Consider the following 14,179-nt stretch of genomic DNA (forward strand, 5'->3'; position numbering starts at 1 on the left):
TTGGTTCCAATGAAGGTTCCGATTACTTGACGGTGTGCTTCTTGGTCTGGGCGACATCCATGTCGGCTTCGGTCTCGATCAGCGTGCCGTTCTTGCGCGCTTCGAGGAACTCGGCCTGCACTTGGGCGCGGGTCAGGCCAACTGCTTGGGCTTTGGTGGCGGTGGCCAGCGCGCCGTTGGCGACGGCGGTTTGCGCGGCCGTGGTGGCGGCGGTGGTGTTGGCCGAGGTGGCCGCAGCCGGCGCGGTAGTCTGCGCAAACGCACTGGTGACGGTGGTGGCCGTGGCGGCGATAGCAAAGGCCACGGTGGCGGCGGCGGCGATCAGGTTCTTAGTCGTGATACTCATGGTGCTTCTCCTTGGGTGGGCTGCGGTATGAGTTAACTATAGAGATGAATAGTACACTTGTAAAGTAAAAAATTCCTATCGGCACGATAGCCTTTATGCGTGGTCGCGCACGGAACGGCCACGGCGGCGGTGGTCAAATAGGGGTTTTCATAGGGAGGGCAGATCATGTCTGACAGTACCTTGGACCCGGACAACATACCGGTAGGCACCGACCGCACACTGGGGCGCGGCCATGGAACGCGGGCGCTGGGCCCCAGCGACAATTCCGACAGCGGCAGCGATGTCCCCGGCGAACCGGACATCGGCCTCGATAGCGATACCGACGCCGAAGGCACCGGCGAGCGCGCCGGCGTGGAGATAGAGTCGCTGCGGGCGGATAGGGACATCGGCTTCGATCACATCGAGACGATACCGGTGGTGGACGGCGCCTTCCGCGACGATGCTCCGGACGAACGCCCGGAGCGGCGCGACTGGTCGCGGACCAATTAGCTGGCCTTACTTATGGCTGGACGATCCGGCCCACAGATTGATGGCTCCTTCCTTGGCCAGTGCATCGATGTCCGCCAGCTCCCTGGCGCTGAAGGCCAGGTTCTGCAAGGCCGCCACATTCTCGCGGATCTGCGCGCTGCTGCTGGCGCCGATCAGCGTGGACGTGACGCGCGCATCGCGCAGCACCCAGGCCAGCGCCATCTGGGCCAGCGTCTGGCCGCGCGTCTTGGCGATCTCGTTCAGGCCGCGCACGCGGTCGAGGTTTTCTTCGTTCAGGTGCGCCTTCTGCAAGGAGCCGCCGCCGGGACGATTCACGCGTGAATCTTCCGGAATCCCGTTCAGGTATTTGTCGCTCAGGATGCCCTGCGCCAGCGCGGTGAAGGTGATGCAGCCCATGCCCTGCGCGGCCAGCGTGTCGAGCAGGTCTTCCTCGATCCAGCGGTTCAGCATATTGTAGGACGGCTGGTGGATCAGGCACGGCACTTTCCATTCGGCCAGCAGGCGCGCCGCCTCGGCGGTCTTCTCCGCCGAATAGGACGACACGCCGACATACAGCGCCTTGCCCTGCTGGACCGCGTGGGCCAGCGCGCCCATGGTCTCCTCCAACGGGGTGTCCGGGTCGAAGCGGTGCGAGTAGAAGATGTCGACGTAGTCGAGGCCCATGCGCTGCAGGCTCTGATCCAGGCTGGCCAGCACGTATTTGCGCGAACCGCCGCCCTGGCCGTATGGGCCGGGCCACATGTCCCAGCCGGCCTTGGTGGAGATGACCAGCTCATCGCGGTAGGGTTTGAAGTCTTCCTTGAACACGTGGCCGAAATTGGTTTCGGCGGAACCGTAGGGCGGGCCGTAGTTGTTGGCCAGGTCGAAGTGCGTGATGCCCAGGTCGAAGGCGGTGCGCAGCATGTCGCGCTGCGAGGCGAGCGGATTGGCGTCGCCGAAGTTGTGCCACAGGCCGAGGGACATCAGCGGCAGTTTCAGGCCGCTGCGGCCGCAGCTGCGGTATTGCATGGCGTCGTAGCGTTGCGGCGATGCGAGGTAGCTCATGTTGTGCAGACTCCAGGAGGGAAGGGGGCGTCGGGGATTATAGGCATGCCGGTGAAATTTTGCTGTGCAATCCAGTCGTCGATTCCTGCAAATCGTCGCCGCTGCTGGCGTTTCGTCGCATTCCGGCGGCTTGCCGGGCCAGGTTTGGGCATGCTGCCCTTTTTATATCGGACGCGGCGCGATGTTCAGACTATCGGTTTCCATGTTGTTGCGCGACTGGCGCGCGGGCGAGTTGCGGTTCTTGCTGGCGGCGCTGATGCTGTCGGTGGCGGCGCTGTCGTCGGTGAACTTCTTCACCGCGCGCATGGGCGCCGGCATCGCGCGCAACGCCAACCAGGTGCTGGCCGCCGACCTGGTGCTGGCTTCCGACCAACCCTTGCCGGCCGACGTACGCGCCGAAGCGCAGCGGCGCGGCCTGCGCAGCGCCGACACGGTCGCCATGCTGAACATGGCCGTCGTCGGCCGGGACGAGCAGGGCATATCGATGCTGGTGGCGTTGAAAAGCGTCAGCGATGCCTACCCCTTGCGCGGCCACCTGAAGCTGCGCCGCGACGGCCAGCCGGACGCCGTCGCCACGGCCATGCCCGCGCCGGGCACCGTGTGGGTGGACGCGACGCTGGCGGCGGCGCTGAACCTGCACGCCGGCTCCATGCTGCGCATCGGCGACCGCAGCCTGACGGTGGCCGGGGTGATCGCCTCCGAGCCCGATGCCGCCGCATCCTTCCTGACGCTGGCGCCGCGCGCCATGATCTCCAGCGCCGACCTGATGTCCACCAAGCTGCTGCAACAGCATGCCATCGCCACCTACCGCCTGCTGCTGGCGGGCGAACCGGCGCAGGTGGCAGGCTTCGAACAATGGCTCACGGCGCACATCGCCGCCACGCCCAAGCTGGGCATCGAAATCAGTTCGCTGGCGTCGATGGGCAAGGATAGCCAGTCCATGCAGGATCAGGTGCGGCAGTTCCTGTCGCTGGTTAGCTTGTTGTCCGCGCTGCTGGCCGGGATCGCGGTGGCGATGGCGGCCGGCCGCTTCATGCAGCGCCACCTCGACGCCTGCGCCGTGCTGCGCTGCCTGGGCCAGACGCAGTCGCAACAGACGCGCATGTATTTGTTGGAGTTCCTGCTGCTGGGCGTGGCCGGCAGCGTGGCCGGCGTGCTGCTGGGATTTTGCTGCCACTTCGTGCTGTTGGAATGGCTGGGCAAGCTGGTCGACGCCGACCTGCCGCCGCCCGGCTGGCAACCGGCGCTGCAGGGACTGGCGGCGGGACTGGTGCTGCTGCTTGGCTTCGCGCTGCCGCCGCTGCTCCAGCTGCGCAATGTGTCGCAGGTGCGATTGCTGCGCCGCGAGCAGGAAGCGCCGCAGGCGCGCACCGTCGCAGCCTATGCGCTGGGCGCCGCCGCCTTCACCGCCTTGCTGGTGTGGCAGACCGAGGATGTGATGCTCGGCCTGATGGCGGCGGTCGGCTTCGCGCTGTGTGGAGGTGTGTTTGGCCTGGTGGCATGGCTGGGCGTCGGGTCGCTTGCGCGGCTGCGTCGCCTGTTCAATCATCCCGCCTGGCGCTTCGCCATCACCGACATGCGCCGCCGCCCGGCAGCCAGCGTGACGCAGATCGTCGCGCTGGCGCTGGGCCTGACCGCCTTGCTGCTGCTGACGGTGGTGCGCGGCGACCTGCTGGCGGCCTGGCATCAAGCCACGCCGGACGGCGCGCCGAATCACTACATCATCAACATCCAGCCGGACCAGCAGCAGGAGCTGGCGGCGCGCCTGAAAAAATACGGCCAGCCGCAGATGCATGTGCTGAGCCGTGGACGGCTGATCGGCATTAACGGCAAGCCCGCCAAATCGGACGATCCGCGCGCGAAGGAAATGATCGAGCGCGAACTCGAAATCGAGCAGGCCGACCAGCTGCGGGCGCCCAACACCATCACCGCCGGACGTTGGTACGACGGCGGCGCGGCGGAGGTCTCGGTTGATAGAGGGATCGCCGAAATCCTCGGCGTCAAACTGGGCGACACCCTGAGCTTCGACGTGGCCGGCGAAACGCTGCAGGTCAAGGCCACCAGCCTGCGCAAGATCGATTGGCGCTCGCACCAGGTGGGCGCCGCGTTCGAGGTGGCGCCCAAGCTGATGGCCGGCATGCCGATGACGCTGGCGACGACGGCGCACGTGCCGGCCAACGACCGGCGCTTCGCCTACCTGCTGGCGCGCGACTATCCGAACCTGAGCGTATTCGACATCAGCGCCTTCATCCAGCGCATGCAGGATACGCTGGCGCAGGTCAGCGCGGCGGTGGAATTCCTGTTCGGGTTCACGCTGATATCGGGATTGCTGGTACTGTACGCTGCGATGGCGGGATCGCTGGATGCGCGCAAGCGCCAGGCGGCCCTGCTGCGCGCACTGGGCGCCACGCGCAGGCAGCTGTCGCAGGCCCAATGGATAGAACATCTGCTGACCGGCGCCCTGGCGGGCTTGCTGGCGGCGGGCGGCGCAACGGCCGCCAGCTGGGCGCTGGCGCGCTTCAGCTTTCACCTGGAATGGCAATGGTCGCCGCTGTTGTGGATAGCCGGCCTGGCCGCCGGTGCGCTGTGCGCGCTGTTCGGCGGCTGGGCGGGTCTGCGCGGCGTGTTGAACCAGCCGCCTTTACTCAGTCTTCGGGAAACTTAGGAGTAGCAATGACCAATATGAATCTCGCCGCCAGCCTGCTGCGGCCCGCGATTGCTGTAAAAAACCTGTGCAAGCGGGTGGCCGACGCCACCGGCGAGCTGACCATCCTGCATGACGTCGACCTGACGGTGCAAGCCGGCGAGACGCTGGCCATCGTCGGCGCTTCCGGCTCCGGCAAGTCGACGCTGCTGGGCATACTGGCGGGGCTGGACCTGCCGACCAGCGGCACGGTGGAGCTGGAGAACACCGACATCTTCCAGCTCACCGAGGATGGCCGCGCCGTGTTCCGGCAGCAGAACGTGGGCTTTGTGTTCCAGTCGTTCCAGCTGCTGCCGCATCTGACGGCGCTGGAGAATGTCATGCTGCCGCTGGAGCTGCGCGGCGAAGGGCAGGCCAGCGAGAAGGCTGCGGCGATGCTGGAGCGGGTAGGCTTGTCGGCCCGCTTGCGCCACTATCCCAAGTACATGTCCGGCGGCGAGCAGCAGCGGGTGGCGCTGGCGCGCGCCTTTGTCTGCGAGCCGCCGCTGCTGCTGGCCGACGAACCGACCGGCGCGCTCGATGCCGCCACCGGCGCGGCGGTGATCGAATTGATGTTCGCGCTCAATCGCGAGCGCGGTTCGACGCTGGTGATGGTCACCCACGATCTGTCGATCGCCGCGCGCTGCGGCAGAACCGTTACGATGACCGCGGGCCGCCTGCGCCACGCTTGAGAAAGAGGAACGTATGCGTTTGTCACACCTGATGTTGATCCCGGCGCTGGCGCTGGCCGGCACCGCCCGCGCCGACGGCCTGGCCGACCTGAAGGCGGCGCTGGAGCGCTTGCAGGAACCGGTGCCGTTGAAGGCCTCGCTCGATTCGAGCGTATGGCGCCGCAACGGCGAAGGCAAGGATGCCGATGAAACCAGCGGCCAGGCTGTCGTCGCCATCGAGGACACCCAGCGCGGCATGCAGCTCAGCTACAGCCGCGAGATGCTGGCCAAGCTCGATGCCGAGGCCATGAACGTGGCGCGCAATCCCAACGCCAAGACGCCGACCTTGAACGCCGCCCGCGAATTCAGCCCGACCGACCTGCGGCCGATGATCTCGGCGGCCAGCAGTCTGTCGCACATGCTGGAGAAGACCAGCTTCCTGGCCGAGAAGGCCGACGTCTACCAGGGCAAGCCGGCGCGCATGCTGAGCTTCGCGCAGGGCATCGATGCGCTGGCCGACCGCGATCGCAAATACGTCAAGGAATTCGACGGCCGCCTGCACATATGGATCGCGGCCGACGGCACGCCGCTGGCCAGCCGCGTCACGCAGAGCGTCTACGGCCGCGCCTTCATCGTGGTCACCTTCGAGGCCAAGAATGAAGAGTCCAGCGTCTACGCGCTGGCCGGCAACCGGCTGGTCGCTATCCGCAAGGAGAGCCACAACAGCGCCTCCGGCGCCGGCGAGAAGAGCGACTTCAAAACCGTCAAAACCCTGCAGCTACAATAAAAAACGTTGGGGGTCAGTTCCGGCATCGTGCCACGCGTGGCACGATGCCGGAACTGACCCCCAACGTTACGCGGAGTGGCTACTCGGATCGCTTAAGCGAAGTTCGCGGCTGCGAAGTCCCAGTTGGCCAGCTTGAAGAAGGTCTCTACATACTTAGGACGTACGTTGCGGTAGTCGATGTAGTAGGCGTGCTCCCACAGGTCGCAGGTCAGCAGCGCTTTGGCGTCGGTGGTCAGCGGGGTGGCGGCGTTGGAAGTGTTGACGATGTCCAGCGTACCGTCAGCCTTTTTCACCAGCCAGGTCCAGCTCGAACCGAAGTTGCCGACGCACGACTTGGTGAACTCTTCCTTGAACTTGTCGAACGAACCCCACTTGGCGTTGATCGCGTCGGCCAGCGCGCCGTCTGGTGCGCCTTTGCCGGTCGGGGTCAGGCCGTTCCAGTAGAAGGTGTGGTTCCATACCTGGGCGGAGTTGTTGAAGATGCCGCCGGACGATTTCTTGACGATCTCTTCCAGGGACAGGTTCTCGAACTCGGTACCCTTGATCAGGTTGTTCAGGTTGGTCACATACGTTTGGTGATGCTTGCCGTAGTGGTATTCCAGCGTTTCTTGCGAGATGTGCGGCGCCAGGGCGTCGATTGCATAGGGCAGTGGTGGCAGGGTATGTTCCATTGTTCTTCCTTTTGTTGGTTTGACGATGTTAAAAGATCGAGGTGATTCTTGCCGAAACGTCCGTCATTGTAAAGCGGTTGGGGCTTCGCTGCAGAAAACACCAGTTTTCCGTGTGGCTACTGCGGTCAGCGTACGCGCCGCGTGGTTTCGCGCACGATCAGCTCCAGCGGCGGCACTTCGCCCCGTGCTTCCTCGCCGTTGATGATGCGCAGCAGCGCCTGGGTGGCGATGCGGCCGATGTCATACAAGGGCTGGCGTATAGTCGTTAGAGGCGGCGTGGTATATGAGGATCCGGGCAAATCATCGAAGCCGACCAGCGAGATGTCGTCCGGCACGCGGATGCCCTTGCGGTACAGCGCCAGCCGCGCGCCATACGCGCTCAGGTCGTTGGCGGCGAAGACGGCGGTAAATTGCTGGTGCGTGTCGAACAGGCGGTTCATGGCCAGCATGCCGCTGGACTCGTGGTAGTTGCCCTCGACGATCAGCTTGGCATCCAGCTCGATGTTGGCCTCGCTCAGCGCGCGGGTGTAGCCGGCCAGGCGCTCGGCGGCGTCGATGTTGTTGGCCGGACCGGAGATGAAGGCGATCTTGCGGTGGCCCAGCTCGATCAGGTGGTGGACCGCCAGGTAGGCGCCCGATTCGTTGTCCAGCTTGAAGCCCAGGGCGCTGCGGGTCTGCAGCGCGCGGCCGGTGGAGACGATGGGGCGCTGGCTGGAAAAGCCCAGCACGGCCTGGTCCGACATGCGCCCCGACAGCAGGATGATGCCGTCGACCTTGCGCGCCAGCAGCAGGCGCATGCGGTCCGCTTCCTCTTCCGCGTTCCAGTGGCCGCTGACGATCACCGAGGCGTAGCCGGTGCCTTTCAAGCCGTCGTCGACGCCGCGCAGCGTTTCGTCGAAGAAGGGGGAGGAGATGTCCTGCACCACGATGCCGATGGTCATCGAGCGGCCTTTTTTCAGGCCCTGCGCCATCTGGTTGGGCGCGAAGTTCATCTTGTCGATGGCGGCCAGCACGGCCAGGCGCTTGTCGTCCGACACCTTGGCGGTGCCGTTGAGGATGCGCGACACGGTGCTGGGCGATACTCCCGCCTGGCGTGCAACATCCATCAGGGTCGATGGGCCGGAGGTGTGGGGGGTGTCTGCCAAGGTGTGTCCTGTTCTTATCTGAAAACCTTTTCGCCGGAAGATTACCATAAATCTTGCGGCTTTCCGCCAATTCCATCCACGATCCCGCATTGACTTTCATCCGCGTACGGTATTTAATGAAAACGGCGCTTGAAAACGTTTTCATAAGCAGTGTGGCATATAATCAAGCCGCCGGCAAAAACAAGGAAGAGACCATGAAACGCGACGCTTTTTCGCACCTCGCTAACGGCCCGCGCCTGCTGGCCGACATCGGCGGCACCAGCGCCAGCTTTGGCCTGGAGACGGCCCCCAACCGCATCGAGGCGATCTGGGTGACCGATTGCGCGGCCTATCCGACGCTGGGCGCGGCGCTGGTGGCCTATCTGTCGCAGACGGCCACGGTGGCGGCGGGCGGTTACCAGGCGCGTTTCGCCGGCATCGCCATCGCCAATCCCATCGACGGCGACTGGGTGACGATGACCAATCACCACTGGTCGTTCTCGATCGAGGCGGTGTGTTCGCAATTCAGTTTGAAATCGCTGGTGGTGGTGAACGACTTCACCGCCCTGGCCAGCGCCTTGCCCTACCTGGCGCCGGACCACAAGCGCCAGATCGGCGGCGGCGTCGCGCGCAGCGGCGCCACCATCGGCCTGGTGGGCGCGGACGCGGGACTGGGCGTATCCGGCCTGGTGCCGGCCGGCGACCGCTGGATCGCCATCGACAGCGAGGGAGGCCACAGCACCTTCGCGCCGATGAACGAACGCGAGATCGATATCCTGCGCTATGCGCGCCGCTACCACGAGCACGTGTCGAGCGAGCGGCTGGTGTCGGGCATCGGCATCGCGCTGGTGTACCGCGCGCTGGCCGAACGGGCCCGCGTCGAACCGCAGGACCTGAACACCGCGCAGATCATGGAGCGCGGCCTGCATCGCCTGTGCCCCGTGTGCGAGGAAACGCTGGACGCCTTCTGCGACATGCTCGGCACCGTGGCAGGCAACGTCGCGTTGACGCTGGGCGCCAAGGGCGGCATCTACATCGGCGGCCGCGTCGTGCCGCAGATGAGCGAGTTCTTCGAACGCTCCGGCTTCCGCGCGCGCTTCGAGCAGAAGGGCCGCTTCTCGGACTACCTGTCGCACATCCCCACCTTCGTCATCACCGAACAATATCCCACGCTGATCGGCATGTCGGCCATGCTGTCGGCCGGTTGATCACAAATCCCTCTGCGGCTCGAGCGGCAGGCATAGCTCGCAATCCTGCGCCTCCACGCAGGCGTCGAGCCGATCCGGTTCATAGCGTTCGAAGCAGGGGAGGGCTGCGGCCTTGTAGCGGCCATACAGCACGCCGTCGCGCAGCAGCCGGTGCCAGGCGTCCTTGCTCAGCACACGCGGACCGATGAACCGCAGCACCGCATACGCGCCGCCAGCGATGGTCTTGATCGGCATGCCGGCCGGCGCCACAAAGCCGTCAGGCACTTCCACGCAAACGTCGTAACGGCACCTTTCCGGCGCGGTGATATCGGGATCGTCCAGCCCCATGCCGTAGCGCGGCGAGGGCGGCAGCCCATGCTCGCGGCACCAGGTATCGAGCTGCGACCATTGCGCCGCGCTGTCCTCGTCGTAGGGGCCGAAGTGGCGCGTGTAGGCCACGCGCGCGGTCGGCAGGCGGACGATGCGCACCGGCCCGTTCTGGCCTGCCACCGGCCCCTGGCTGCTGGCGGCGGCCATGTCGCGCCGCTCATCGCGCCAGCGCGACGGCGACAGGCCGAAGTACTGGCGGAAGGCGCGGGCGAAGCCGTCGGCGGTGTCGAAGCCGCAATTCTGCGCGACGGCGGCGATCGAATCGGACGAATACAGCAGCTGCGAGGCCCCGGTCTCCAGCCGGCGCCGGCGCACGTAGGCGTGCGGCGCCTCGGCGCTCCACTGCTGGAAGCGGCGCAGGAAATGGTAGCGCGACAAATGGGCTAGCCCGGCCAGGCAGTCGAGATTCAGGTTCTGGCCCAGATGCCCATCGATGTAGTCCAGCACCTGATTCAGTCGGTACTCCAGCGGCCGGGACGTGGGGGAGGGCATATGCATAAACTTGTTCCGTCCTGCTAGTTGATAAATGACAAATGCTGCTAATATAAAAAGATGAGTGAAACGTTTCCATCATAGTCATCTCTTTCTTGCAAGACCAGCACCGTTACATGTGCTGTGGTTGAAAAGACACTCCCCACGCTGCGCAACTTTGAACGGGTGGAGGGCGGGCAATCTGACTATGCTTTATCCGTATGCAATGTTGTTGTTTGGCATTACATACAGGGAGATCTCTTACAAAAATATGATGGAGACTAAGCAAATGGCATACACCACGTTTTCCAAATTGACGCTCGCGGCAGCCATCACGCTCGCCTACAGCGCACCCGGCATGGCCGCATCGAGCTGCGAGCGTTACGCCTCGTATCCGGTGCTGGGCGACACCTACACCGTCATCACCAACTTCTGGAACGACAAGGCCAGCGGTTCGCAGTGCATCAACGTCAATCCCGACACCGGCGAATGGAGCTTGAGCAGCGCGCCGTCGTCGCCGGACAGCACGCCGGCCTCGTACCCGGCCATCTACAAGGGCTGCCACTGGGGCTCGTGCACCAAGGACAGCGGCCTGCCGCTGCAAGCGAAGGCGCTGACCTACGCGCCGACCCGCTGGCGCATCGCGCCCGGCGCGGCCGGCAACTGGGACGTGGCTTACGACATCTGGTTCTCGTCCGGCCCGACCGCGCCGGCCAGCGGCCAGCCGGACGGCGCCGAGATCATGATCTGGATTAACCACAACGGCCCGGCGCAACCTGCCGGCAGCAAGACCGGCAACGTCAACCTCAACGGCATGAACTGGGACGTGTGGGTCGACTGGAAAAATCCGGGCGGCTGGCCGGGCTGGAACATCATTTCCTACGTCGCCACCTCGCCGGTGAACGAAGTCAATTTCGACCTGGTGCCGTTCTTCCGCGACTCGGTCGGCCGCAACGTGGTCAACAACAACTGGTACCTGTTGGACGTCGAAGCGGGCACCGAGATCTGGCGCAACGGCGCCGGCTTCACCAGCAGCGCCTTCGACGTGCAGTTCCACACCGACCCGGTCAAGGGCATCGACCCCAGCAAGTGGTACAGCGTGGTCAACAAGAACAGCGGCTCCTGCGTCGACGACGCCGGCTACTCGACCAGCAACGGCGCGGCGGTCCAGCAATGGGCTTGCGACAGCCGCGGCGCCGCCAACCAGCAGTGGCAGTTCACGCCCACCGACAGCGGCAACTACCGCGTCAGCACCCAGCAGGCGCCGGCGCTGGCGTGGGACGTGGCCGGCTGGGGCACGGCCAACGGTTCGCCGGTCCAGCTGTGGACCTACGGCGGCGGCAGCAACCAGCAATGGCAGGCGGTGGACCAGGGCGACGGCTATTACAAATTCGTCGGCCGCGCCAGCGGCAAGTGCCTGGATGTGCCGGCCGCCTCCACCTCCAACGGCGTGCAATTGCAGCTCTGGGACTGCAACGGCACACCGGCCCAGTCGTTCAAGCTGATCGCCCAATAAGGACCAGCGACAAGTTCATCGCTTCGCCCGCCGCGAAGTTGCCGGCCTCGATACAGGGGCCGGCTTTTTTACACCCATAAAAGCAGGAGACTTATTTTGCACGCGATGACCAAGAAAACATTAATGAGCCTGGCAATTGCCAGCGCCTTCAGCCTGACGGCGCAACACGCTTTTGCCGAGGACGCGGCCGCAGCCACAGCCGCGCCAAAAATCGTCGGCACCGACGTCGACAAGGACGGCATCCCGGAAGTGAAGGTAACCGCCACCCGCTACGCCACCTCGCTGCTGAAAACCCCGCTGGCCGTCACCGCCTTCACCCAGGACAAGCTGACCCGCCAGGGCATCACCACGCTCAAGGGCATTTCCGGCGAGCTGCCCAACGTGCAGATGAGCGAGGGTAATGATTCGGCGGTGCAGATCACCATCCGTGGCATCAGCGCCACCAACTTCACCGAGATCGGCGACCCGTCGGCCGGCCTGCACGTGGCGGGGCTGTACTCGCCGCGTCCGCAGGGCGCGCAGGCGCTGATGTTCGACCTCGAGCAGGTGGAAGTGCTGCGCGGCCCGCAAGGCACGCTGTTCGGCCGCAACTCCACCGCCGGCAGCATCAACATCATTCCGGCCAAGCCGGAATTCGGCAGCACCTACGGCAGCAGCTCGTACGAGATGGGCAGCCTGCACATGAAGCAGCTCAACATGATCCAGAACATCGCCGTCAACGACTGGCTGGCCTTGCGCGCCACCTTCATGAAGGTGAAGAAGGACAGCCGCCTGAACCAGCTGCAGGACTTCACCGGCTACAGCGACAAGGGCTTCGGCGCGGTATTTCCGGCCGGCACGCCGCTGGTGGACCAGCGCTACAACACCAAGGTCGACGCCACCCACGCCTACAACAACCAGGATGAATGGGCCGGCCGGCTGGCCGCGCGCATGAAGTTCGGGCGCGACGTCGAATGGCTGCTGACGGCGGAAAAATTCCAGAACAACGGCGCCGGCTACGTCAACGTGCGTGATTGCGACCAGGCCGCCGGCACCCGCTACGCCTGCACGCGCGGCCAGTGGGATGTGCTGATCAACGTGCCGGGCAAGACCGACATGACGATCAACACCGTGCGCTCGCAAGCGACGTGGAACGTCAACGCCAACACCACGCTGGACTACGGCTTCGCCTGGGCCGACCAGCAGCGCAGCCAGGTGCACGACGACGACAACGGCTTCCATCCGCTGCCGTTCCAGATCGAGGCGAGCCTGCCGCTGCCGTCGGGCGGCAACTGGGGCACCTGGCCGGTCAAGGACAGCGCCACCCGCACCCATGATTCGCGCTACAAGTCCACCGTCAACGAGCTGCAGTTGAAGCAGACTTTCGGCGCGCTCAAATACGTCGCCGGCCTGTTCTGGATGCACGAGAAAAACCAGATCAACTTCTCGCAGGAGAACCTGGTCTACGGCCCGTACGGCGCGCCGATCTCGCAGTACTACGCGCAGCCCGACCGCGAGATCGACGCCAAGGCCGCCTTCGCGCAGGCCGACTGGAGCTTCGCGCCGACCTGGACCGGCACCGCCGGCGCCCGTTTCAGCCGCGACAGCAAGTCCGACCAGGGCGGCATGAACTACGGCGGCGGCAGCTGGGGCGGCGGCTTCCCGAACGCCTACTACCTCGGCCTGATCAATCCCGGCGTGCCCGGTTCGCCCGGCTGGCGTCCGCACAACGGCAACGACCTGACTACGGCGATGGGCCCGAACAACGGCCCGCAAGCCTTGCTCGGCTTCGGCGATCCGACCCCGAACGACCACGCCGACAGCTGGCGCAAACTCACCTGGCGCCTGGGCCTGAGCAAGCAGATCAACGCGCAGGAGATGGCCTATGGTTCGATCTCGACCGGTTACAAGTCCGGCGGCTTCGGCGACAAGCACGACCTGTGCGGCGGCATGCAATGCGTGAGCGGGCCGACCCCCAACATCACGTACACGCCGTACGGCCCGGAGACGGTCATCAACTTCGAGCTGGGCTACAAGGCCAAGTTGTTGCAGAACCGCCTGGGCCTGTCGGTGGTGGCGTTCTTCCAGCGCTACAAGGACATGCAGATTACCGGCGATAACTTCTTCGCCCAGGTGATACCGAAGAGCCCTTGCACCTCCGATCCGGCGTGCGATATCCAGCACGGCTGGCAGACCGTCAACGTGGCCAAGGTCAACATCCCCGGCGTGGAAATCGAATGGGACTACAAACCGTGGGCCGGCGCCAAGCTGGGCGGCTTCGCCAGCTACATCAAGCCGACCATCCACGACTACGATTCCTACAACGACGGCTATCTGTGCAACGAGCGCATCGAGTTCAAGTCGGCCTCGCAATGCCCGGCGATGTACAGCGGACCGGAAGCGCGCCTGCGCGGCCGCCGCGCCCGCAACCTCGAAGGCAACACGCTGCCGAACGCGCCGAAGTACACCTTCGGCCTGAACCTGTCGCAGGACTTCAATCTCGACAGCGGCTACAAGCTGGTGGCCTGGGGCGGAATGCGTTACCAGAGCAAGATATACTTTGACCTGCTCAATTTCGACGACCCGCATATCGGCCTGTCGCAGAAGGGCTACGCCAAGGGTGACGTCTCGCTCAAGTTGATCAGCCCGGACGACAAGTGGAACCTGGAAGGCTATGTGCGCAACGTCAGCGATACCTGGGCCAAAACCTGGGGCGGTTCGGCGACCGGCGGCCAGATGCAGGCCGGCTATATCGAACCGCGCACGGTCGGCGTGCGGCTCGGCATCAACTACTAAATGCGGTGCGCCACGGCGTCTTATG

12 protein-coding genes are annotated in these 14,179 nt (G+C 64.9%); 7 read left to right on the forward strand and 5 right to left on the reverse strand.

Features of this window, described 5'->3' with window-relative positions:
* Positions 1–22: 22 nt before the first annotated feature.
* On the reverse strand, positions 23–346 hold the full coding sequence (locus AC07OK_RS26640) for a DUF4148 domain-containing protein (protein ID WP_494693090.1): 324 nt from the start codon (positions 344–346) through the stop codon (positions 23–25).
* Between the two features lie 165 nt (positions 347–511).
* On the opposite strand from AC07OK_RS26640, the gene AC07OK_RS26645 reads away from it, so the two are divergent.
* Positions 512–835 (forward strand): hypothetical protein, encoded by a 324-nt coding sequence (locus AC07OK_RS26645; protein ID WP_494693091.1) that lies wholly within the window; start codon positions 512–514, stop codon positions 833–835.
* Between the two features lie 6 nt (positions 836–841).
* Here AC07OK_RS26645 and mgrA read toward each other — a convergent pair whose 3' ends face one another.
* Positions 842–1,879, reverse strand: coding sequence for an L-glyceraldehyde 3-phosphate reductase (mgrA, locus tag AC07OK_RS26650; protein ID WP_494693092.1), 1,038 nt, complete (start codon positions 1,877–1,879; stop codon positions 842–844).
* Between the two features lie 181 nt (positions 1,880–2,060).
* Here mgrA and AC07OK_RS26655 point away from each other — a divergent pair, with 181 nt between their 5' ends.
* From AC07OK_RS26655 to AC07OK_RS26665, 3 genes are read left to right on the forward strand one after another with little or no spacing between them, the layout of a single operon-like run.
* Complete coding sequence (locus AC07OK_RS26655) at positions 2,061–4,544, forward strand: ABC transporter permease (protein ID WP_494693093.1); 2,484 nt, start codon at positions 2,061–2,063, stop codon at positions 4,542–4,544.
* An 8-nt stretch (positions 4,545–4,552) separates the two neighbouring features.
* Positions 4,553–5,254: an ABC transporter ATP-binding protein gene (locus AC07OK_RS26660; RefSeq protein ID WP_494693094.1), complete on the forward strand. Its 702-nt coding sequence runs from the start codon at positions 4,553–4,555 to the stop codon at positions 5,252–5,254.
* A gap of 13 nt (positions 5,255–5,267) precedes the next feature.
* Positions 5,268–6,020, forward strand: a complete 753-nt coding sequence (locus AC07OK_RS26665; protein ID WP_494693095.1) for a hypothetical protein — start codon at positions 5,268–5,270, stop codon at positions 6,018–6,020.
* 92 nt (positions 6,021–6,112) lie between these two features.
* On the opposite strand, the gene sodB is transcribed toward AC07OK_RS26665, so the two are convergent.
* Together sodB and AC07OK_RS26675 are read right to left on the reverse strand one after the other, a co-directional pair.
* Positions 6,113–6,691 (reverse strand): superoxide dismutase [Fe], encoded by a 579-nt coding sequence (gene sodB / locus AC07OK_RS26670; RefSeq protein WP_492932231.1) that lies wholly within the window; start codon positions 6,689–6,691, stop codon positions 6,113–6,115.
* Positions 6,692–6,816: 125 nt separating this feature from the next.
* Positions 6,817–7,797: a LacI family DNA-binding transcriptional regulator gene (locus AC07OK_RS26675; protein WP_494693149.1), complete on the reverse strand. Its 981-nt coding sequence runs from the start codon at positions 7,795–7,797 to the stop codon at positions 6,817–6,819.
* A 233-nt stretch (positions 7,798–8,030) separates the two neighbouring features.
* Here AC07OK_RS26675 and AC07OK_RS26680 point away from each other — a divergent pair, with 233 nt between their 5' ends.
* Positions 8,031–9,023 carry a glucokinase gene (locus AC07OK_RS26680; RefSeq protein ID WP_494693096.1) on the forward strand — a complete coding sequence of 331 codons (993 nt, stop codon included), beginning with the start codon at positions 8,031–8,033 and terminating at the stop codon, positions 9,021–9,023.
* On the opposite strand, the gene AC07OK_RS26685 is transcribed toward AC07OK_RS26680, so the two are convergent.
* On the reverse strand, positions 9,024–9,890 hold the full coding sequence (locus tag AC07OK_RS26685) for an AraC family transcriptional regulator (protein ID WP_494693097.1): 867 nt from the start codon (positions 9,888–9,890) through the stop codon (positions 9,024–9,026).
* Between the two features lie 262 nt (positions 9,891–10,152).
* On the opposite strand from AC07OK_RS26685, the gene AC07OK_RS26690 reads away from it, so the two are divergent.
* Positions 10,153–11,379 (forward strand): RICIN domain-containing protein, encoded by a 1,227-nt coding sequence (locus AC07OK_RS26690; RefSeq protein WP_494693098.1) that lies wholly within the window; start codon positions 10,153–10,155, stop codon positions 11,377–11,379.
* A gap of 123 nt (positions 11,380–11,502) precedes the next feature.
* Complete coding sequence (locus tag AC07OK_RS26695; RefSeq protein ID WP_494693099.1) at positions 11,503–14,154, forward strand: TonB-dependent receptor; 2,652 nt, start codon at positions 11,503–11,505, stop codon at positions 14,152–14,154.
* Positions 14,155–14,179: the final 25 nt, after the last annotated feature.

This window comes from Duganella sp. GW821-FHT07G03 (assembly GCF_059418605.1).

Excerpts from the sequence above, each read along its gene's own strand:
- AC07OK_RS26685 (WP_494693097.1), bottom strand. The coding sequence starts at position 9,890 with ATGCATATGCCCTCCCCCACGTCCCGGCCGCTGGAGTACCGACTGAAT.
- AC07OK_RS26640 (WP_494693090.1), bottom strand. The coding sequence starts at position 346 with ATGAGTATCACGACTAAGAACCTGATCGCCGCCGCCGCCACCGTGGCC.
- mgrA (WP_494693092.1), bottom strand. The coding sequence starts at position 1,879 with ATGAGCTACCTCGCATCGCCGCAACGCTACGACGCCATGCAATACCGC.
- sodB (WP_492932231.1), bottom strand. The coding sequence starts at position 6,691 with ATGGAACATACCCTGCCACCACTGCCCTATGCAATCGACGCCCTGGCG.
- AC07OK_RS26675 (WP_494693149.1), bottom strand. The coding sequence starts at position 7,797 with ATGGATGTTGCACGCCAGGCGGGAGTATCGCCCAGCACCGTGTCGCGC.
- AC07OK_RS26680 (WP_494693096.1), top strand. The coding sequence starts at position 8,031 with ATGAAACGCGACGCTTTTTCGCACCTCGCTAACGGCCCGCGCCTGCTG.
- AC07OK_RS26665 (WP_494693095.1), top strand. The coding sequence starts at position 5,268 with ATGCGTTTGTCACACCTGATGTTGATCCCGGCGCTGGCGCTGGCCGGC.
- AC07OK_RS26655 (WP_494693093.1), top strand. The coding sequence starts at position 2,061 with ATGTTCAGACTATCGGTTTCCATGTTGTTGCGCGACTGGCGCGCGGGC.
- AC07OK_RS26645 (WP_494693091.1), top strand. The coding sequence starts at position 512 with ATGTCTGACAGTACCTTGGACCCGGACAACATACCGGTAGGCACCGAC.
- AC07OK_RS26660 (WP_494693094.1), top strand. The coding sequence starts at position 4,553 with ATGACCAATATGAATCTCGCCGCCAGCCTGCTGCGGCCCGCGATTGCT.
- AC07OK_RS26690 (WP_494693098.1), top strand. The coding sequence starts at position 10,153 with ATGGCATACACCACGTTTTCCAAATTGACGCTCGCGGCAGCCATCACG.
- AC07OK_RS26695 (WP_494693099.1), top strand. The coding sequence starts at position 11,503 with ATGAGCCTGGCAATTGCCAGCGCCTTCAGCCTGACGGCGCAACACGCT.